17 protein-coding genes are annotated in these 21,188 nt (G+C 58.8%); 6 read left to right on the forward strand and 11 right to left on the reverse strand.

The window, feature by feature from the left end:
- Window positions 1-253 precede the first annotated feature (253 nt).
- The 5 genes from F6R97_RS17320 to F6R97_RS17340 all read left to right on the forward strand — a co-directional run bounded on the left by F6R97_RS17320 (window position 254) and on the right by F6R97_RS17340 (window position 8,032).
- Window positions 254-2,059: a phenylacyl-CoA dehydrogenase gene (locus F6R97_RS17320; protein ID WP_030129976.1), complete on the forward strand. Its 1,806-nt coding sequence runs from the start codon at window positions 254-256 to the stop codon at window positions 2,057-2,059.
- A 226-nt stretch (window positions 2,060-2,285) separates the two neighbouring features.
- Complete coding sequence (locus F6R97_RS17325) at window positions 2,286-3,575, forward strand: GGDEF domain-containing protein (protein ID WP_038981194.1); 1,290 nt, start codon at window positions 2,286-2,288, stop codon at window positions 3,573-3,575.
- A gap of 90 nt (window positions 3,576-3,665) precedes the next feature.
- The gene (locus tag F6R97_RS17330) at window positions 3,666-5,462 is read left to right on the forward strand and encodes an acyl-CoA dehydrogenase C-terminal domain-containing protein (protein ID WP_315866868.1); all 1,797 of its coding nucleotides are present in this window, start codon (window positions 3,666-3,668) and stop codon (window positions 5,460-5,462) included.
- Between the two features lie 267 nt (window positions 5,463-5,729).
- The gene (locus F6R97_RS17335; protein WP_038981197.1) at window positions 5,730-7,508 is read left to right on the forward strand and encodes an acyl-CoA dehydrogenase C-terminal domain-containing protein; all 1,779 of its coding nucleotides are present in this window, start codon (window positions 5,730-5,732) and stop codon (window positions 7,506-7,508) included.
- 365 nt (window positions 7,509-7,873) lie between these two features.
- Complete coding sequence (locus F6R97_RS17340) at window positions 7,874-8,032, forward strand: YqaE/Pmp3 family membrane protein (protein WP_007904205.1); 159 nt, start codon at window positions 7,874-7,876, stop codon at window positions 8,030-8,032.
- A gap of 106 nt (window positions 8,033-8,138) precedes the next feature.
- Here the strand turns inward: F6R97_RS17340 and F6R97_RS17345 are convergent, their stop codons facing one another.
- From F6R97_RS17345 to F6R97_RS17395, 11 genes are all read right to left on the reverse strand, one after another.
- On the reverse strand, window positions 8,139-9,971 hold the full coding sequence (locus F6R97_RS17345; protein WP_315866869.1) for a S9 family peptidase: 1,833 nt from the start codon (window positions 9,969-9,971) through the stop codon (window positions 8,139-8,141).
- Complete coding sequence (pqqE, locus tag F6R97_RS17350) at window positions 9,937-11,079, reverse strand: pyrroloquinoline quinone biosynthesis protein PqqE (protein WP_315866883.1); 1,143 nt, start codon at window positions 11,077-11,079, stop codon at window positions 9,937-9,939. Before pqqE ends, F6R97_RS17345 begins: the two co-directional genes overlap by 35 nt.
- A 4-nt stretch (window positions 11,080-11,083) precedes the next feature.
- Window positions 11,084-11,359: a pyrroloquinoline quinone biosynthesis peptide chaperone PqqD gene (pqqD, locus tag F6R97_RS17355; RefSeq protein ID WP_048396407.1), complete on the reverse strand. Its 276-nt coding sequence runs from the start codon at window positions 11,357-11,359 to the stop codon at window positions 11,084-11,086.
- Entirely contained in the window at window positions 11,356-12,108 is a 753-nt protein-coding gene (gene pqqC, locus F6R97_RS17360) for a pyrroloquinoline-quinone synthase PqqC (RefSeq protein ID WP_038981203.1), read from the reverse strand. Before pqqC ends, pqqD begins: the two co-directional genes overlap by 4 nt.
- Before the next feature lie 129 nt (window positions 12,109-12,237).
- Window positions 12,238-13,149 (reverse strand): pyrroloquinoline quinone biosynthesis protein PqqB, encoded by a 912-nt coding sequence (pqqB, locus tag F6R97_RS17365; RefSeq protein WP_038981205.1) that lies wholly within the window; start codon window positions 13,147-13,149, stop codon window positions 12,238-12,240.
- 84 nt (window positions 13,150-13,233) lie between these two features.
- A complete protein-coding gene (gene pqqA, locus F6R97_RS17370; RefSeq protein WP_009045898.1) occupies window positions 13,234-13,308 on the reverse strand; it encodes a pyrroloquinoline quinone precursor peptide PqqA in 75 nt (24 codons plus the stop codon).
- A gap of 156 nt (window positions 13,309-13,464) precedes the next feature.
- Window positions 13,465-15,903 carry a pyrroloquinoline quinone biosynthesis protein PqqF gene (gene pqqF, locus F6R97_RS17375; RefSeq protein WP_315866870.1) on the reverse strand — a complete coding sequence of 813 codons (2,439 nt, stop codon included), beginning with the start codon at window positions 15,901-15,903 and terminating at the stop codon, window positions 13,465-13,467.
- A 38-nt stretch (window positions 15,904-15,941) separates the two neighbouring features.
- A complete protein-coding gene (locus tag F6R97_RS17380) occupies window positions 15,942-16,736 on the reverse strand; it encodes a carbon-nitrogen hydrolase family protein (protein ID WP_048397800.1) in 795 nt (264 codons plus the stop codon).
- 12 nt (window positions 16,737-16,748) lie between these two features.
- On the reverse strand, window positions 16,749-18,431 hold the full coding sequence (locus F6R97_RS17385) for a flavin monoamine oxidase family protein (RefSeq protein ID WP_048397802.1): 1,683 nt from the start codon (window positions 18,429-18,431) through the stop codon (window positions 16,749-16,751).
- Between the two features lie 229 nt (window positions 18,432-18,660).
- Window positions 18,661-19,122 (reverse strand): Lrp/AsnC family transcriptional regulator, encoded by a 462-nt coding sequence (locus F6R97_RS17390; RefSeq protein WP_007980298.1) that lies wholly within the window; start codon window positions 19,120-19,122, stop codon window positions 18,661-18,663.
- Between the two features lie 101 nt (window positions 19,123-19,223).
- Complete coding sequence (locus tag F6R97_RS17395; RefSeq protein WP_315866871.1) at window positions 19,224-20,321, reverse strand: pyridoxal phosphate-dependent aminotransferase; 1,098 nt, start codon at window positions 20,319-20,321, stop codon at window positions 19,224-19,226.
- Window positions 20,322-20,523: 202 nt separating this feature from the next.
- On the opposite strand from F6R97_RS17395, the gene F6R97_RS17400 reads away from it, so the two are divergent.
- Window positions 20,524-21,171, forward strand: a complete 648-nt coding sequence (locus tag F6R97_RS17400; protein WP_315866872.1) for a peptidase M41 — start codon at window positions 20,524-20,526, stop codon at window positions 21,169-21,171.
- The last annotated feature ends 17 nt before the right edge of the window (window positions 21,172-21,188 follow it).

Below are 21,188 nucleotides of genomic sequence, written 5' to 3' on the forward strand. Positions count from 1 at the left end.
ACGCCGCGCCTGTTCGCGGCGTTTTTCTGCGTAAGTCCTTCTGCCTCAACTAATCTCTCCTACATGGCGTGTTGCTCAGTCAACGGCGTTGCGCAACTGTGTGGCCGAGGTTTTCATGGTGTGATGACGAACGGCAAAAGATCGGCGCTTGACAAGAATTGGGCGTAAACGTATGTTTCAAACAACTGTTTGACCGTCACAACAAATCAACGCGGTCGTTCATTCCCGGTTACATCAGCAGAGGTTTATCGCTATGCCTGACTACAAGGCCCCCTTGCGTGATATTCGCTTCGTTCGTGACGAACTGCTCGGCTACGAAGCGCACTATCAGAGCCTTCCGGCTTGTGCAGACGCAACTCCGGATATGGTTGACGCCATTCTCGAAGAAGGCGCCAAGTTTTGTGAGCAGGTGCTGGCTCCGCTGAACCGCGTGGGTGACACCGAAGGCTGCACCTGGAGCGAGTCCGGCGTTAAAACCCCGACCGGTTTCAAAGAAGCCTACAAGCAATTTGTCGAAGGTGGCTGGCCTAGCCTGGCTCACGACGTAGAGCACGGCGGCCAAGGCCTGCCTGAGTCTCTGGGTCTGGCTGTCAGCGAAATGGTTGGCGAAGCCAACTGGTCGTGGGGCATGTACCCAGGCCTGTCCCATGGCGCGATGAACACCATTTCCGAACACGGTACGCCTGAGCAGCAAGATGCATACCTGACCAAACTGGTTTCCGGCGAATGGACCGGCACCATGTGCCTGACCGAACCGCACTGCGGCACCGACTTGGGCATGCTGCGCACCAAAGCCGAGCCTCAGGCTGACGGTTCCTACAAAGTGTCCGGCACCAAGATCTTCATCTCGGCCGGCGAACACGACATGGCCGACAACATCGTCCACATCGTTCTGGCACGTCTGCCGGATGCACCAGCCGGCACCAAAGGCATCTCCCTGTTCATCGTTCCGAAATTCCTGCCAAACGCAGACGGCTCGATCGGCGAACGCAACGCTGTGACCTGCGGTTCCCTGGAACACAAGATGGGCATCCACGGTAACGCCACCTGCGTGATGAACTTCGACGCGGCCACCGGTTACCTGATCGGCCCGGCGAACAAAGGCCTGAATTGCATGTTCACCTTCATGAACACCGCACGTCTGGGTACCGCGCTGCAAGGTCTGGCACACGCCGAGATCGGCTTCCAGGGCGGCCTGAAATACGCTCGCGATCGTCTGCAAATGCGCTCCCTGACTGGCCCGAAAGCACCGGACAAAGCCGCTGACCCGATCATCGTTCACCCTGATGTACGCCGCATGCTGTTGACCATGAAGGCATTCGCCGAAGGCAACCGTGCGATGGTTTACTTCACCGCCAAGCAAGTCGACATCGTTAAATACGGCGTGGACGAAGAAGAGAAGAAGAAAGCCGACGCACTGCTGGCCTTCATGACTCCGATCGCTAAAGCCTTCATGACTGAAGTCGGTTTCGAATCTGCTAACCACGGCGTGCAGATCTATGGCGGCCACGGCTTCATCGCCGAGTGGGGCATGGAGCAGAACGTTCGCGACAGCCGCATTTCGATGCTGTACGAAGGCACCACCGGTATCCAGGCACTCGATCTGCTGGGCCGTAAAGTGCTGATGACTCAAGGCGAAGCGCTCAAAGGCTTCACCAAGATCGTCCACAAGTTCTGCCAGACCAACGAAGGCAATGACGCGGTCAAAGAGTTCGTCGAGCCATTGGCTGCGCTGAACAAAGAGTGGGGCGAGCTGACCATGAAGGTCGGTATGGCCGCCATGAAAGACCGCGAAGAAGTTGGCGCCGCGTCGGTGGACTACCTGATGTACTCCGGTTATGCCTGCCTCGCCTACTTCTGGGCTGACATGGCGCGTCTGGCTGCCGAGAAACTGGCTGCCGGCACCACCGAAGAGGCGTTCTACACCGCCAAGCTGCAGACTGCGCGCTTCTACTTCCAGCGTATCCTGCCGCGTACCCGCACTCACGTTGTAACCATGCTGTCGGGTGCCAACAACTTGATGGACATGAAAGAAGAAGACTTCGCACTGGGTTACTAAGCCCTACGCAGTCCTTCACAAAGCCGCTGCTTCCTCGGGAGCAGCGGCTTTTTTGTGCCTGATGAAAACCGCCTTGCCGGTAAATATTCCTGACTAAAACGCTAAGAAGAACGCCGTTGCTGCCGTTAAAGAGGATGGCGATGTGACACACGTCACATTGCACGTGCTTAGCTGCTCCAAATGCAGGCACAATGCCATCTTTGTTTGCCGGGTCGGAGCTTTACCCTTGCCGCGTTCTTCCGCTGTACGTTTCAGTCACTTTTTGCCATCGCTGCTGTTGTTGCTTGCGGGGCTTGCGGCTGCCTACGTCAAGGATCTCAACGTCTTCTTCACTTCGCTGTTCAACGTGCTGCCTACTCTGGTGCTGTTGCTCGGCGGGGCGTATTGCGCGGTTTACCGACGTCAGCGTGAACTGTTTCTGATGGTCACGGTGTACATCGCCTATTTCCTGCTCGACACCCAGACCGATTACTACCGCGATAACGGCAAAGTTCGCGAAGACGCCGCCGTGGTCTTCCATCTGTGCTGTCTGTTGCTGCCGTTGCTCTTTGGCTTGTTCGCCGCTTGGCAAGAGCGTACTCACCTGTTCCAGGACATGGTGGCGCGCTTTGCTGTGTTGCTGGCGTTCGGCAGCGTGGCGCTGGGGCTGGAACAAAGTTATCCGCACGCGCTGTTGATGTGGCTGTCGGAGATCCGCTGGCCAGCCCTGCATGGTGCCTGGATGAGCCTGATCCAGTTGTCCTACCCGGTATTCATCGCCTCGTTCCTGTTACTGGCCTGGCAATATTGGCGCAACCCGAGACCCTTGCATGCTGCGCAATTGGTGGGGCTGTTGGGATTGTTCTGGATGTTGCCGAAAACCTTCATCCTGCCATTCACCCTGAACATCATGTGCAGCCAGGTAATGTTGATGATTGCCGCCGCGGTTGCCCATGAGGCCTATCAGATGGCCTTCCGCGATGAGCTCACCGGTCTGCCGGGTCGCCGCGCCCTGAACGAACGCATGCAACGGTTGGGGCGCAATTACGTGCTGGCCATGGGCGACGTCGATCACTTCAAGAAATTCAACGACACACATGGTCACGATGTCGGCGACCAAGTGTTGCGGCTGGTCGCCAGCAAGCTGTCGAAAATCAGCGGGGGCGGTAGGGCCTATCGCTACGGCGGTGAAGAATTTGCGCTGGTGTTCGCAGGCAAAACCCTCGAAGAGTGCATGCCGCACCTGGAAGTCATTCGCGAATCCATCGCGACCTACAACATCCAGCTGCGCAATCAGGATAACCGTCCCCAGGATGACCAGCAGGGACGCCAACGCCGCGCGGGTTCAGGCGCCTCAAGTGTGTCGGTCACGGTCAGCATCGGCGTGGCCGAACGCGTGGAGCAGCGCACGCCTGAACAAGTGCTCAAATCCGCTGACGAGGCGCTCTACAGCGCCAAAGGCGCGGGGCGAAATTGTGTCATGGCTTTCGGTCAGAACCGTCGTGGCGCGGTGCGCATGGACGCTGCTGCGGGTTGAGTGATGACGGCGCATTCAGCGTCTGGACTGTGATTGTGAGGCGTGGTGCGCGGCAGTAGGTTTGAGCAATCTGCTGCCGGAGAAATGACCATGCCCGAGTACAAAGCTCCCCTGCGCGATATGCGCTTTCTGATCGACCACGTCTTCGATTTTCACAGCAACTACGCCGCGCTGGGCGCCACCAATGCCAGCCCGGACATGATCAATGCGATCCTTGAAGAAGGCGCGAAATTCTGTGAGAACGTTCTCGCACCGCTCAACCGCAGCGGCGACGAAGAAGGCTGCCATTTCGACAATGGCGTGGTCACAACGCCTACAGGCTTCAAGCAGGCTTTCGCGCAGTACGTGGAAGGCGGCTGGCATGGTCTGGCGGCGGATCCGGTTTACGGTGGCCAAGGTTTGCCAAGTTCTTTGGGTTTGGTCATCAGTGAAATGGTCGGTTCCAGCAACACCTCCTGGGGCATGTACCCCGGCCTGACTCACGGTGCGATGTCAGCGATCCACGCCCATGGCACCGAAGAGCAAAAACAAACCTACCTGAGCAAGCTCACTGCCGGCCAATGGACCGGCACCATGTGCCTGACCGAAGCCCATTGCGGCACCGATCTGGGCATCATCAAGACCCGCGCCGTGCCTCAGGCCGATGGCAGTTACGCGATCTCCGGCAGCAAGATCTTTATCTCCGCCGGCGAGCACGACATGAGTGACAACATCATTCACTTGGTGCTGGCTAAATTGCCGGACGCTCCTGCCGGTACCAAGGGCATTTCGCTGTTTATCGTTCCCAAATTCCTACCCAATGCCGAGGGTGAGGCGGGCGAACGCAATGGCGTTTCCTGCGGTTCGATCGAACACAAAATGGGCATCAAGGCCTCGGCCACCTGTGTGCTGAATTTCGACGATGCCAAGGGCTTCCTGATTGGTGAGCCGAACAAGGGCCTGAACTGCATGTTCACCATGATGAACCACGCGCGGCTCGGCACCGGTATGCAAGGTTTGTGTCTGGGGGAGGCGAGCTTCCAGGGCGCGATCAAATACGCCAACGACCGCCTGCAAATGCGCTCGCTGACCGGCCCGAAAGCACCGGAAAAAGTCGCTGACCCGATCATCGTTCATCCCGATGTGCGCAGGATGTTGCTGACCATGAAGGCCTTCAACGAAGGCAACCGGGCGCTGACTTACTTCACCGCGCAGTTGCTGGACGTCGCTCATCTGAGCCCGGATGGAACGGCGCGTCAGGATGCCGAAGACCTGTTGGCATTCCTGACGCCGATCTGCAAAGCCTTCATGACCGACACCGGGCTGGAGGTGACCAACCTCGGCATGCAGGTGTTTGGCGGTCACGGTTTCATTCGTGAGTGGGGCATGGAGCAGTTGGTTCGCGACTGCCGGATCGCGCCGATCTACGAAGGCACCAACGGCATTCAGGCGCTGGATCTGCTTGGGCGCAAAGTCCTTGGCAGTCAGGGGAAACTGCTGCGCGGCTTCACCAAAATCGTCCACAAGTTCTGTGCGGCAAACGCTGAGCATCCGCAACTCGGCAGCTATGTGGCGCAGCTCAATGGTCTGAATCAGCAGTGGGGCGAGTTGACCACCAAGGTCGGCATGGCCGCGATGAAAAATCCGGATGAAGTCGGCGCCGCATCGGTGGATTACCTGATGTACAGCGGCTACATCATCCTCGGCTACCTGTGGCTACGCATGGCGTTGGTGGCTCAGGCGCAGTTGGAGGCGGGCAGCGGTGATGGCGATTACTGCCAGGGTAAATTGGCGACCAGTGAGTTCTATTTCAAGCGTTTACTGCCGCGCACCGCCGCTCATCGGGCGGCCATCGAGGCGGGCAGCGATTGCCTGATGAAGCTGCCGGCGGAGTTGTTTGCGCTCTGACGAATATTTGAAAAGCTTCGCGGGCAAGCCTCGCTCCTACGGTTCTATGTCGTTCACGTGAAATGCGTGCAACACGACCTGTAGGAGCGAGGCTTGCCCGCGAATGCGTTCTGGCAGGCGAGAACATCTCAGCTGAAAAGCTGGTGACTAAAAATAACAGAACAGTCATGAGTTGACCCTATGTGTCGTAAAAGTTGTTGAGGTACACTCGGACACAACGAAATCACTATTCTACGAACCACCTGTTTAGATCTTGCGAGGTTTGCCATGGCTGACTACAAAGCGCCCCTGCGCGATATGCGCTTCGTCCTCAATGAAGTTTTCGAGGTCGCCAAACTCTGGGCCGAACTGCCTGCGCTGGCCGAGACCGTCGATGCGGAAACGGTTGAAGCCATTCTCGAAGAAGCCGGCAAGGTCACCAGCAAAAGCATTGCGCCGCTGAGCCGTGCAGCCGACGAAGAAGGTTGCCACTGGGCTGACGGTGCCGTCACCACCCCGGCAGGTTTCCCACAGGCTTATCAGACTTACGCTGAAGGCGGTTGGGTCGGTGTCGGTGGTGATCCGACCTACGGCGGCATGGGCATGCCCAAAGCGGTTTCGGCGCAGGTCGAAGAAATGGTCAACTCCGCGAGCCTGTCGTTCGGTCTGTACCCGATGCTGACCGCCGGCGCTTGCCTGTCGATCAACGCCCACGCCAGCGAAGAGCTGAAAGCCGCGTACCTGCCGAACATGTACGCCGGTGTCTGGGCCGGCTCCATGTGCCTGACCGAGCCGCACGCCGGTACTGACCTGGGGATTATCCGCACCAAGGCCGAGCCTCAGGCCGACGGTTCCTACAAAGTCAGCGGCACCAAAATCTTCATCACCGGCGGTGAACACGACCTGACCGAGAACATCATCCACCTGGTACTGGCCAAACTGCCGGACGCACCGGCGGGGCCGAAAGGTATTTCGCTGTTCCTGGTGCCCAAGTTCATGGTCAATGCCGATGGCAGCCTGGGCGCGCGCAACCCGGCAAATTGTGGTTCGATCGAACACAAGATGGGAATCCAGGCATCCGCAACCTGCGTGATGAACTTCGACGAAGCCGTAGGTTACCTGGTCGGCGAGCCGAACAAAGGCCTGGCGGCGATGTTCACCATGATGAACTACGAGCGTCTGGGCGTCGGTATCCAGGGCCTGGCCACTGGCGAGCGCTCGTACCAGAACGCTATCGAATACGCTCGCGACCGTCTGCAAAGCCGATCGCCGACCGGCGCGCAGAACAAGGACAAAGTGGCTGACCCGATCATCGTTCACCCGGACGTGCGTCGCATGCTGCTGACCATGAAAGCCTCGAACGAAGGCGGCCGTGCCTTCTCCACTTACGTGGCGATGCAGCTAGACACCGCCAAGTTCAGCGAAGACGCCACCACCCGCAAACGCGCGGAAGATTTGGTGGCTTTGCTGACCCCGGTGGCCAAGGCCTTCCTGACCGATCTGGGTCTGGAAACCACGGTTCACGGTCAGCAGGTTTTTGGCGGTCACGGCTACATCCGTGAGTGGGGCCAGGAGCAACTGGTTCGTGATGTACGGATTACTCAGATCTACGAAGGCACCAACGGTATTCAGGCGCTGGACCTGGTCGGACGCAAAATCGTTGGTAGCGGCGGGGCGTTCTACAAACTGTTCGCTGACGAGATTCGTCATTTCACCGCGACAGCCAATGCTGACCTGGCGGAGTTCACCCAGCCGCTGAATGATGCGGTGGACACCCTCGACGAACTGACCGCGTGGTTGCTGGATCGGGCAAAAAACAACCCGAACGAGATCGGCGCGGCGTCGGTCGAGTATCTGCAAGCATTCGGCTACATGGCCTATGCCTACATGTGGGCACTGATGGCCAAGGCAGCCTTCGGTAAAGAAGCGCAGGACGATTTCTACGCGAGCAAACTCGGTACGGCGCGGTTCTATTTCGCCCGTCTGCTGCCGCGTATTCACTCGTTGAGTGCGTCGGTTAAGGCGGGCAGCGAATCGCTGTTCCTGCTGGACGCAGGACAATTCTGACCCTTTAACGTTATGTAAGCTTTCTCTTACATAACGTGCTGCTGTTTTCCCATAGGCGAAGATTGGATCCAGAGCTAATCTACTTCACATGGACGTCGCGCAGGAAGCGCAAAGCAACAACACGGACACGTAGGATTCTGCCAGGATGGCGGAGTGAAATGGATGTCAGGGAAACAGTCTGCAAAGCCCCGCTTCGGCGGGGTTTTCTTTTGTCCGCAGAAAAGCACTCAGCTCATTGAGGCTGAAGGTATGCAGCAGGTTTTCCGTGTCGGGTATGAGATGAATTCGTACTGAACCCTGATGAACGGTACAGGTCGATTACCTGTATGGTTTCACAAGAGCCAACTTCAATCAGGAGCTACCCCATGGACTTTATTCGAATCATCATCGCCATTCTGTTGCCGCCACTGGGTGTGTTTCTGCAAGTCGGTTTCGCTGGAGCATTCTGGCTGAACATTCTGCTGACGTTGTGCGGTTACATTCCGGGGATCGTGCATGCGGTGTACATCATCGCCAAGCGCTGACATTAGCTGCGTCAGGTAAGTAGCATTCGCGGGCAAGCCTCGCTCCTACAGGGATAACACAATACCCGTAGGAGCGAGGCTTGCCCGCGAAGGGCGCGACGCGGTTTCAGCCCGCGAGCGCCATCACCCTTCGATAAAACAACCACTCCTGCTCCAGCGCATGGGCCTGATTGCCGGCCTTGCGAAAGCCGTGGCGTTCGTCGGCGTAGTAATGCGCTTCGACCAGAATGCCGTTGTCCTGTAGCGCAGTGACCATGTCACGGGTCTGTTGCGGCACTACCACGGCGTCCAGTTCACCCTGAAAGAAAATCACCGGAACGCTGATGTTGTTCGCGTGCAGCAATGGCGTGCGCGCGGCGTAGCGTTCGGCGTCCTGCACCGGGTCGCCGATCAACCAATCCAGATAATCACCTTCGAACTTGTGCGTAGCGCGGCCTAGCGCAACGGGGTCGCTGACGCCATACAGGCTGGCGCCCGCACGGAAGACTTTGTGAAAGGCCAGTGCGCACAACGTGGTGTAGCCACCGGCGCTGCCTCCACGGATAAACGCCTTGTCGCCATCGATCAGCCCCCGATCGGCGAGGTAGACCACCACCGCACAGGCATCTTCAACATCCACATCGCCCCAGCTCAAATGCAGCGCCTGGCGATAAGCGCGGCCATAACCGCTGCTACCTCGGTAGTTGAGATCGGCCACGGCGAAGCCGCGCTGCGCCCAATACTGGATCCGCGGGTCGAGCATCGGGTAACAGGCCGAAGTCGGGCCGCCGTGAATGAACACCACCAACGGCGGTTTTGTGTCGCCGGTCATCGCCGGGTAAAAGAAACCGTGGGCCTCGCCCGAACCGCTTGGATAGCGCAGGGTTTGCGGGCGGCTGATCTGTTCGGCGGGCAGCGGTGCGATACCGCCAGCGAGTGTCTTCATCTGCCGGGTCTGGCGGTCAATGGCAATCACCGCCGCCGAACTGATCGGCGAAGCGGCGATGCAGTAGATGAACTGTTCATCCTGTGCGAGATGGCGGAAACGGCTGTAGTCGCCAGTGAAATCGTCACGGGAACCATCGCCATGACAAAGCCCCAGTCGACCAAAACCACCTTCGGTCCAACTCGCCAGATAAGTGTCTTCGCTCAACGGCAACCAAGTGCAACCACCCAGTTGCCAAGGCGCCGGTCCATGGTCGGCGGCAGCACTCGGGAGTGGGCTCAGACCGTTGCCTGACTCCACCCACGGCTGCCAGAACCCGCCGCGATCCGTCAGACAAAACAGACGGCCGCTGTCATCGAATCGTGGTTGTTGCAGTGACTCCTGAGCACTGTCGCCGGCCACACAGCGCGGTTGCGCAAAGGTGTGATCGCTCTGGCGCTCGGCAACCATCAGGCGAGTAGCGGTCCAGGGCTGATCCGGGCGATTCCACTCGACCCAGGCCAGACGTCGACCGTCAGGACTCACGGTCGGTGCCGCGTAGAAGTCGGCGCCTTCGGCTAGCAGATGGCGTTGTCCGTCAGCCAGACCGATAGCCACCAGGCGATGTCGATCACGGTTCTCTTCCACCGCCAGCACTTGCCCGCTGGCGAAGTGCAAATCGCCGTAGCGGCATTCACTCGAAGTCAGCACCTCAGGCGCCTCACCCGTCAGTGATTGCCGGTACAACTGCTGATCGGCCTCGTTGACGAAAACAAACCCGTCATCGGTCAGACAAAACGCGCCGCCGCCATATTCGTACACCCGGCTGCGCACACTGAAGGTGGACAGCGTCAGGCAATGAGCCTGGCCGTCGCGCCACTGCCAGATCCGGCAGGCAGCATCCTCGGGCCGGTATTCGTTCCAGAACAGGCCATGCTTGCCGACTTGTAACTCGGCGAAGTCGATGCCAGCCGCGACAGCCCTGGCGGCGCTTAAGGGTTCAGCTTTTGGCGATGAGGCGTGAATTTCGTTCATTGCGAAAGGCCAGTTGTTCAATGGTCTGGGTCGCGTGTTCGGCTTCTTCGCGGGCCTTGAGAATCACGCCGTGATGTTCCGACTTGCTGCACACCGGGTCGGCGTTGCTCGCGTCACCCGTGAGCATGAACGCCTGGCAGCGGCAGCCGCCGAAGTCTTTTTCTTTCTCGTCGCAGGAGCGGCACGGCTCGGGCATCCAGTCGTAACCGCGAAAGCGGTTGAAACCGAATGAGTCGTACCAGATGTGCTGCATGCTGTGGTCGCGCACGTTGGGAAACTGCACCGGCATCTGTCGGGCACCATGACAGGGCAGGGCGGTTCCGTCCGGCGTGACTGTCAGAAAAATGCTGCCCCAACCGTTCATGCAGGCTTTCGGGCGTTCTTCGTAATAGTCAGGTGTAACGAAAATCAGCTTGCATGGATGCCCTTCAGCTTCAAGTTTTGCGCGGTATTCGTTGGTGATGCGTTCGGCGCGAACCAATTGTTCTTTGGTCGGCAGCAGGCCAACCCGATTGAGCTGGGCCCAGCCGTAGAACTGGCATGTTGCGAGTTCGACGAAGTCCGCTTCAAGGGCGATGCACAGCTCAATGATCCGGTCGATCTTGTCGATGTTGTGCCGATGGGTGACGAAGTTCAGCACCATCGGGTAGCCGTGAGCCTTCACCGCGCGAGCCATTTCGAGCTTTTGCGCGAAGGCCTTTTTTGAACCGGCCAGCAGGTTATTCACTTGCTCGTCGCTGGCCTGAAAACTGATCTGGATGTGGTCCAGACCGGCCTTCTTGAAGTCGCTGATTTTCTGCTCGGTGAGACCGATGCCGGAAGTGATCAGGTTGGTGTAGAAACCCAGCTTGCGCGCCTCGGCGATCAGTTCGGCTAGGTCTTGACGCACCAGCGGCTCACCGCCGGAAAAACCCAACTGCGCCGCGCCCATCTCCCGGGCTTCGCGAAAGACTTTGATCCACTGCTCGGTGGTCAGCTCTTTGCCTTGCTCGGCGAAATCCAGCGGATTGGAGCAGTATGGACATTGCAGCGGACAGCGATACGTCAGCTCGGCCAGCAACCACAGTGGCAGGCCGATTTCGGGCTTGGGCGGTAACTTGTCTGACACGGAGTCAGGCAAGTTCGATCCAGTGCTGAGCACGGGCGACCTCCATGAATTGCTCGATGTCGTCACCGAGCTCAGGCACGTCGGGGAACCGCGCGCCCAGTTCGGCGATGATCGCCGCGACATCCCGCTGACCATCAATCAAACCGCCAATCAGCGCGGCGCTGTCGTTGAGTTTGATCATGCCTTCCGGGTAGAGCAGCACATGGCCTTTTTGCGCCGGTTCGTACTGGAAGCGGTAGCCGGTGCGCCATGTCGGGGTTTTGCTGCGATCGAAACTCATAAGGTGATTCCTTTATGCCAGACCCGCTGTTCGGTCACGCTGTGGTAGGGCGGGCGGTTCAGTTCGTAGGCCATGCTCATGGCATCGAGCATGCTCCAAAGAATGTCCAGTTTGAACTGGAGAATTTCCAGCATGCGCTCCTGGCCTTCCCGCGTAGTGTAGTGCTGCAAAGTGATCGCCAGACCATGCTCCACATCCCGGCGCGCCTGGCCCAGACGCGTGCGGAAATATTCGTAGCCGGCCGGGTCGATCCACGGGTAATGCTGCGGCCAGCTGTCGAGACGCGATTGGTGGATCTGCGGCGCGAACAGCTCGGTCAGCGAACTGCTTGCGGCTTCCTGCCAACGGGCCCTGCGGGCGAAGTTGACGTAGGCATCCACAGCGAACCGCACACCGGGCAACACCAGTTCCTGAGAGCGCAACTGATCCGGATCGAGGCCGACCGCTTGGCCGAGGCGTAGCCAGGCTTCGATGCCGCCGTCTTCGCCGGGGGCGCCGTCATGGTCCAGCAAGCGCTGAATCCACTCGCGACGAATCTCACGGTCCGGGCAGTTGGCCAGGATAGCGGCGTCCTTGAGCGGGATGTTCACCTGATAATAGAAACGGTTGGCGACCCAGCCCTGGATCTGCTCGCGCGTCGCCCGGCCTTCATACATCGCCACGTGATACGGGTGATAGATATGGTAGTAGGCGCCCTTGGCGCGCAGGGCCGCTTCGAATTCGGTGGGGGACATTGCGGTGTCAGTCATTGCGATTCTCCGGGGTACAACCGGTGGATTCTTTGGTGTCTGGTCTGACGCCTTCGCGGGCAAGCCTCGCTCCTACAGAGATAGCGCTATCTCTGTAGGGGCGTGGCTTGCCCGCGATGGGGTCATCCGCTACAACACAATACTCATGCCGTCATACGCCACTTCAACCTCGCGCCGAACCAGCTCCGCGCGCTCCGGCGAATCTTCATCGAGAATCGGGTTGGTGTTGTTGATGTGGATAAGCACTTTGCGCTGTTTGGGTAGCTGCTCCAGCACTTCGAGCATGCCGCCGGGGCCGTTCTGCGCCAGGTGGCCCATTTCCCGGCCAGTGCGCGTGCCGACGCCACGGCGCTGCATTTCGTCGTCGTCCCACATCGTGCCATCCACCAACAGGCAATCGCTGCTGGCCATGATCTTCATCAGCGATGCGTCGACCTTGCCCAGGCCCGGTGCATAGAACAGTTTGCCGCCGGTGCCCAGGTCTTCGACGATCAGGCCGATGTTGTCGCCCGGATGCGGGTCGAACCGATGCGGCGAGTACGGTGGTGCGGCGCTACGCAGGGGCAGCGGGGTGAAGCGCAGGTTCGGGCAGGCCGGGACGGTGAAGCTCTGGTCGAGTTCGATACGGTTCCAGTTCAACCCGCCATTCCAGTGAGTCAGCATGGTGAACAGCGGAAAACCGGTGCTCAGGTCTTCGTGGACCATGTCGGTGCACCACACTTGGTGCGGGCAACCTTCGCGAAGGCTGAGCAGGCCGGTGGTGTGATCGATCTGGCTGTCCATCAGGATGATTGCGCTGATGCCGGTGTCACGCAGCGCGCGACCTGGCTGCATCGGCGCGAAGTTCTGGAGCTGGGCGCGGATGTCCGGCGAAGCATTGCACAGCACCCAGTTCACGCCGTCATCGGAAATCGCGATGGACGACTGGGTACGTGCCTCGGCCCGCAGGCTGCCGTCGCGAAAACCTGCGCAGTTCACGCAGTTGCAGTTCCACTGGGGGAAACCGCCGCCGGCGGCTGAACCTAGAATCTGGACAAACATGGCCGCTCCATCATTGAAAGCTGAAAATAAAAACGCCCCGGCGAGCCGAGGCGTAGCACTGCATTCTCTACCAGACGGCAGAGCTTAGCGGCTTGCGAAGTACATGGTGACTTCGAAGCCGATACGCAGGTCGGTGTAAGCAGGTTTGGACCAGGACATAGAAGCGCTCCTTCAGGTGGATGGGACAGTTGAGACCTATACATATAGTCCACCTCCAGCCGGAGATGTTCAGATAGTTAGGTGGCTATGTTACTCAAAATTACAGAGCGATTGGCCACGAATCTTTGAGAAAGCTAATTGCAGCACCGGTAATGATCATTTTGCCACTTGCCAAAGCTCAGTGGGGCACGTTCCGTTGGCCAGGCAGCGCCATCCGCCGTCGGCCCGATTCAGTCGTTGTGCCGCCGCCAGCAAGGCTTCACGGTCGATCATCAGAATTGCCTGAGGCAGACGATTCAGGTAGTCAGACGAATGGCCGGCCAGTTTGCCTTGCCAGAGCAGTTCGGCGGCCTGGGCGTTGGGCAGGGCGGTGTTGTCGAATTGATCGGCCAGAGCTTGGCGCTGATCGATGTAGGTCGCGTCATCGATGCTTTCGATCATCCCTTCCAATTCGCTGAGGAACTGTTTGATGTGCTCCAGCAAATCCAGAGGCGCGACGCTCGGCGATTGCACGCCGAACAGCAGCCCGGCGTGACCGTTTATCTGGCGTAGTCCGCTGAACACGGCGTATCCGAGTTGCAGCTCTACCCTGAGGCGCTGGTAGAACGGCGTCTGGCACATGTGTGCGAGCAAACGCCAGGCAGCTTCATCGACGATGTCATGGGTTGCCGTCGGACAAAAGAGTAACAGCGCGTGTTCGCTGGAGCCGGTATCGACGGAGTTCCACAGATGCTGCGAGCGAATCGACGGAGACGGCGTCAGTTGACTGTCCGCAGTGCCGGGAATACGACTCAAGGCAAGCCCCATCGCCGCTTGAGTCTGGGCAGACAGGCCTATCGCCAGGCCATCCCAGCGTGCGCCCGACCAGAGTTGCTGCAACTCATCTGAGGCTTCGGTGTGCTCAAGGCATAGATCAGGCAATGCCTTGAGAAGCTGTCGAATCGGCATCAACGCAATGGCCGCCGACTCTTCCTGTGAGAAATCGGCATCAGGTTTTGTCAGTTCTTTCAGCGCATGTTCGAGGACTGTCGGCATCGGTTCCTGCAGGCCCGTCATCTTCAGCAGCCATTCATTGCCCGAAGCGCTGAAGGAAAAGTCGACACTGGCCTGACGCGCATCTTCGCGCAGCATCCGCAGGCTGTTTTCCAGATTCGACTGAAGGCGGCTGTGAGGTGCGAACTCCAGACGCCAGCGCAGATAAACCGCACCTTCATCCGTGTTATCCGGCAGCGCCTGGCTGAATTGCATCGGCGATCGTTCGCGGCGACTGCGTGAGCGATCCTGGGCAAAAGTCCGCAGGCCGCGATGGGCGCTGGTCTGGCCGCGAATCAATCCGGCATTCGAGGGTGGAGTCTCGGCGCGCAAAAACGGGTTGGGGGTCGGCAGTTGCCACTGGCCGGTGAAGTTATCCACAGCGCCAATTTGTTTGAGGATTGCCTTGAGGGCGACAACGCCCTGTTCGAATAACTCGGGTTCAAGCTGTTCGCTGTCTCGTTGGGCCCGTTGCAAGGCGCTGCTGACTTGCTGTTGGCGCTGCAGCAGGGCTGCGTATTCTTCGCGCAATTCGGCCCAATCCTGATGAGAGGCAAAAAAGCCCAGCCAATCCAGGAGCCGATCGCGGATCACGTTGGCCGGTTGGGTGGCATGGGCGGGCCGTGTGAATTCGATGTGCAGCAAGGCTTGGTCAGCGTAGTGATAGAGCGACGCGGCTTTCAGATTGTCCGCCAGCCCATGCTCTCGCAGCTGCGCCAACAGGCCGCCGGGTTTTTCGGCATTCAGCCAGTGGCACAGGAAGGCCAGCGCTTCGGGCGATGAGTCGGGCAGTGCTTCGAAGGCGAACAGCAGATCAAGCCGACGTTCTCCAGCCTGTTGATAACTATTATCTGAAGAATCCATCAACGGGGTGGATTTTGCCTGAGAGACTTTTTCGCCGGGGGTAATAGCAGCGGCAAACGCCTGAGCCATCCCCTTCAATTCATCGAGATTCTGTGGCCCGGCCAGGCTCAGTGTCATCTGCCCGGTCTGATAAAACTGCTGATAGAAACCCTTCAACGCTTGCTGGAATTCGGGCTGCGGCACCGGCAGGCTGTAACGGTTTCCCGCATGAAACGCCCGCAACGGATGAGCCGCCGCGAGCCCGTCGAACAAAGCAAATTGCTGCTGAGCTGTCGCATCCCGCGACCAGGCGACAAATTCGGCGTGGAGCACTTCCCGTTCCCGCCGCTGATCGTCCGGATTCATACGCGGATGAGCGAGCATGTCTGACAGACGCTCCAGTCCATCCCTAAACGCCTGAGGTGGCAGCTCGAAAAAGAAGTCCGTCGTACGTTCGCTGGTTCGCGCATTCACCTGCCCGCCATGACTTTGTACGTAGGCCATCAGCCCTTGCTCTGCGGGAAAGCGCTCTGTACCCAGGAACAGCAAATGCTCAAGAAAGTGCGCCAGCCCCGGCCAGGCCAGTGGCACGTCGTGACTGCCGGCATCGACCCGCAACGCGGCGGCGCAGCGCTTCAAATCGGGAGCATGACGCAGCGTCACCCGCAGGCCATTGGCGAGGGTTTCAGTGTGGAGGCGAGGGTGATTCAGCGCAGGCATGAGCACTTCCAGAACAGAGAAGCGCTAATGCTAGCGGATTAGGGCTTGTTCAGCTCGCCGTATAGCTCAGGACGGCGGTCGAGGAAGTAGCGATTGGCGGCGCGGGAATCGATCATCAGCTGACGATCCAGTTCACCGACAATCAGCGCTTCATCAAGTCCGGCCTGGGCGATGCGGCTGCCATCCGGTGCGGCGATGCTGCTTTGGCCGCAATACTGGATCTCGCCTTCGTGCCCGCAGTAGTTGGCGTAGGCCACATAACACTGGTTTTCGAAGGCCCGTGCGCGGACGGTGACGTCGGCGATGAAATCGTAGGGAATCATGTTCGCCGTCGGCACCAGAATCAGTTCGGCGCCGGCCAATGCCAGACGCCGGGCGTTCTCCGGGAACTCCAGGTCGTAGCAGATCAAAAAGCCTAGCTTCCAGCCGTTGAGTTCAATCAGCGGAAACTCATCCGGCCCGGCGCTGAACATCGAGTGATCGAGGTCGCCGAACAAGTGAGTCTTGCGGTAGTTGCACAACCGCTCGCCATTGGCGTCGATCAACTGCACGGCGTTGTAGATCTGCCCGTCTTCGGTGCGCTCCGGGTAGCCATACAAAATGGCGATCCCCGTCGCTTTGGCAATGCGCGCGATTTGCTGCGCCGATTCACCGTTGTGCACCTCCGCCAGTACGCTGACGGCATCGATGCCGATGTTGTAGCCGGTCAGGAACATCTCCGGCAGCACCAGCAAGTCTGCGCCCTTGGCCTCCAGCGCCAGTTGATGCAGGCGTTGCAGATTACCTGCGACATCCAGGGGCAGCGGTGGGCATTGGTAAAGGGCTACGCGCATTTCGGATTCCTCTTACTCGGGCAGGGCGATCGGACCGATTTCGTTGAACACATCTCCTGGACCCGGGTTTTCGGCGTGAGTTTCACCGCCGAAGTGTTTCATGATCCCCCACACCGCGTTGAGCGAGGTCTGCACCGCGCCTTCGACCCAGGCCGGCGTCCACGAAACGTCGTCGCCGGCGATGAAAATTCCGCGTTGCTCGGCCGGCATGTCGTCCTGCATGAAGTGCGCGTACATGCGCTGGTTGTAGCGGTAGTGGCCGGGCAGGGCGCCTTTAAAGGCCCCGAGGAAATGCGGGTCGGCTTCCCACGACACGGTGATCGGATCGCCGATGATCCGCGCGGCGATGTCGACTTTCGGGTAGATCTTCTTCAATGCGTCCAGTGCCAGTTTTACGCGTTTTTCCACCGGGTGCGGGAGCATTTTCAGCGCGTCGCTCATCCACGAGTACGACAGGCAAATCACCCCTGGCTTGTCGTCGCCGTTGTCGAAAAGGTAAGTGCCGCGTGTCAGGCGATCGGTGAGGGTCATGCTCATCAGGTCGCGACCGGTTTCAGGGTCTTTGTCCTTCCAGAATGGGCGATCGACCATCACGAAAGTCTTCGATGATTGCATGTAGCGGGTGCGGTCCAGGGCCATCCACATCTTTTGCGAGAACAGGCTTTCGTCGCATTCGATCTGGGTGGTCAGCAGCCAGCTCTGGCAGGTGGTCAGTACTGCTGCATATTCACGGGTGTCGCCGTAGTTATCGGTAACGGTAAAACGCCCGTTCGGTGCATGGGCAATTTTTTTCACGCCGGAGCGCGGCGCGCCACTGTGCAACGAACTGAGACTGGTGCCTTCAGGCCAATGCACGCAACGCTCCGGCACATGGCGCCAGATGCCCAGCGGCACTTGTTCCACTCCGCCGACCACCAAGTGCTGGTGATCGTCGCAGTTGGTCATCACCACACGGAAGATTTCCAGCATCGAGTTGGGGAAGTCCGAGTCCCAGCCGCCAGTACCGAAACCGACCTGGCCGAACACTTCGCGGTGATGGAACGAGAGCTTGGCGAAGGCTTCGGAGGTGGCGACGAAATCATAGAACGTGCGGTCGTCCCACAGCGGCACCAAGGTGTTCCACAGTTCCTTGAGGCGCGGCACGTCGCGGTCACGGATCGCTTGCTGGATATCGGAGAACTGCGAGCCGGCTTCCAGAGCATCCGCCCAGGCGTCAGCAACTTCCTGGAACAGTGCAGGAAGATCCGCCAATTTCTGTGCGTAATGAGTTTTGCCTTCCAGATCGATCACCGTGCTGCCCGACGCAGGTGTCAGCGGGTTCGGGAAGGGTTTGGTCTGGAGGCCGAGCTTGTCGACGTAGTGATAAAACGCGGTCGAAGACACCGGGAAACGCATGCCGCCGAGTTCGGCGATGATGCCTTCAGCGCCGTTGAAGGCCTGTGAGCGCAGACGGCCACCCATCTTCGAGGCTTCGTAGACGACGGGTTTAAGACCCAGCTTCATCAATTCGTAGGCGGCCACCAGGCCTGCAATGCCAGCCCCGACTATCGCCACTTCGGCGCCATGGTTCTGCGCAGGAATGCTGCCCAGCCCGGCCGGATGCTCGATCCAGTCGTCGAAGGCGAAAGGAAAGTCCGGGCCGAAAACGGTGACCGGTTTTTTACCGTCTGCAGGATGGCGATTGTTCTTGTTCATGGCTGACCTTGCTGGCGACCTGACGCAGAGTGCGCGTCTGAGTATAGGAAAAGATGGCAGCCATTCTAGAGAGCGTAGAACACGTTAATAAGACGCAATGTGTCGTCATTTTGCTTTGCGTCTACACATTGTGACGACACAGCGCGGCGTTACGACGAAATTAGTCTGTAGGAGCGAGGCTTGCCCGCGAAGAGGCCCGACCAGATACCCAAGACCTAACGGCGGAAACTCAAACCGGCTGCCCCCGATCAATCTTGCTACTCAAGATGATCGAAGTCGTCGTCTTCTCCACGCCATCCACACTGCCAATCTGATCCAGCAACTGATCCAGTTGCTCCGGCGAGTCGGTGCGCAACCATGCCACATAATCAAATTCGCCACTCACCGCACACAACTGCTGAACCTGCGCCATGGCGCTGAGACGCCGCAGCACTTCCTTGCCGGACCGCGGTTGCACCGTAATCCCGACGTACGCCTGCAATCCGCCATCCACCACGCGCTGCCCCAGACGCACACCATAACCGGTGATCACTTTGGCCTTTTCCAGCCGCGCCAGGCGTGAAGTGACGGTGGTGCGGGCGATACCCAGTTGCCGGGCGAGCATGGCCACGCTTTCGCGGGCATTGATCTGCAAGGCCGCGATCAATTGGCGGTCGATTTCGTCGAGAACGGGCGGGCGGGTGTCAGGCAAAGGGGCATCTCCAGCGGCACAGATCAATGGGCAGGCATGTTACAGGCACATCCTGCGCGGTGCTCGTGGCGGTTGTCTGAACCAGTCCCACCTTCGTCCTTTTAGTCTTGGGTGACCTGCGCAAACGCCTCACGAAACCGCCGCATCTGCTCATCTGTACCCACACTGACTCGAACCCAGGTCGGCCAGCTCTGCCACACCCGACCAATCCGCACACCGCGATCGGCAAGTGCTTTCACAACTTCGTCTGCCGGGCGCCGGACATCAATCATGAAGCAGTTCGCCTGCGATGCCGTGCAGCGAAAACCGCGTGTTTTTAGCCAGGCGCTGGTCTCATCACGCAGTCGGGCATTGTTCTGTTTTCGCTGGGGCAACAGTTCGGCGTCCTCAAGGCTGGCAATCCCGCCCAGCAATGTCGAGACGGCTGGCACGTTGTAATTGCCGAACACTTCCAGTTGCTCAAGCAATGCCGGATGACCCACCGCCACGCCGAGGCGGGCACCGGCCATGCCATAGATCTTGGAGAACGTGCGCAGCACCAGCAGCTCAGGGTGATCCTTGACCAGCGGAATGCAGGTAGGCTCATCCGAAAAGTCGAGGTAGGCCTCATCAACCAACAGGATCGAGCCTTTGGGCTTCTCGGCGAGCGCCCGTTCGATGTCCGCGCGCGGGGTGATTGTGCCTGTCGGATTATTCGGATTGCACAGGTAGATCAATCCGGCATTCGAGTCAGCCGCCAGCATCCCTTGAACGTCGTGGGCGTGTTGAATATTGAGCGGCACTTCATGCACCGAGACTTTTCTGCCGCGCGCCGCTTCAACGGGATCTTCGTAGGAGGGCGTAGCGACCACCAGACTCCCGTTTTGTGTAAAAGCGTGCACCGCGTGCTGCAGGGCTGCTTTGGAGCCGCTATAAGTCTGAACGTACTCTTCCGGCACGCCTTGTTGGCGGGCGAACAGGGCATTGAGTTTATATTGGGTTTTATAGGGGTAGCGCCCGCATAAGGCGATCCCTCGTTCCATCGCTTGCCGGGCAGCAGGCACAGGCCCCCACGGGCTTTCATTGAAGTTGATCAGCACTTCATCGGACGGAACGGGCTCGGCGACCGTCGGGTTCTGCGCGCGAACCCACGGTGTGTGCGCCAGAAAGGGCAGGGCGGCAGCAAACCCCATGATTGAACGACGCGTGACATCAACCATAAAAATTCCTTTTTCGGATCATCAGATACGCCTCGGTCGGGTTACCAGGACACTGATGTAACGAAATGGTTAATGGCTGATTTAAGCTGGCGAAATGGCTGGAGTAATGATGCGGAGCGGGCTCTACATCGATAGCATGGACACGAGCCGTTACTCTCATAGTCGAATACGCAACGCAGGGCTGTGACGGGAGATGATGGGAATGATGAAGAAAATGCCTCCCGCTATACGGGATCATGCATTGCAGATTGCGAATCACGAAATGGGGCACTACGTGGTTGCCCGAGCCTTGGGCTTTGAAACGGGTGATGTGACGCTGAAAGTCACCATGGACTTGAGGCATCAGGCCGGGGCTTCCATTATCTTGACGCGGTCAATTTCCTCGATAGAAGAAATGAAGGAACATTTGGAAGGTCGGTTGATAGTCCTTTTTGCTGGCGCTATGAGTCAGACCTTACCTGCAAAGCATTCAGCCAGGAAACTCGTCGATAAAACGAAAGCGACAGCCATCCTGAATGGAGAACTTGGGGCGGAACAGGATTACGCAAAAGTAAGGGAGTTACGGCACTTGTTGCGAAATATCTCCTACCCCGATACGGATCCAGCGTCGTCCGAGCGCATAACTGCCGAGCTTAAAGAGATTACTGATCGTGTGTGGTTGCGGACCCAACAAATCGTAGAGGCATTGGCCGACACGATTACCGGCTTGGGCGCGGCGCTGGTAGACGGCATGGTCATTGTGGAGCAGTGGGGGCGGCCGGCGGATACTTATGACGTCGTGTTGACGGGGGAAATGCTTGAGCGGTTGCGGCCTGTGCAAGCCATTCCATCGTTGAGTGTTTGGGCCTGAAAAGTGCCTGGCGCTGA

The organism is Pseudomonas sp. JV414 (assembly GCF_032424305.1).
GTDB lineage: Bacteria > Pseudomonadota > Gammaproteobacteria > Pseudomonadales > Pseudomonadaceae > Aquipseudomonas > Aquipseudomonas lini.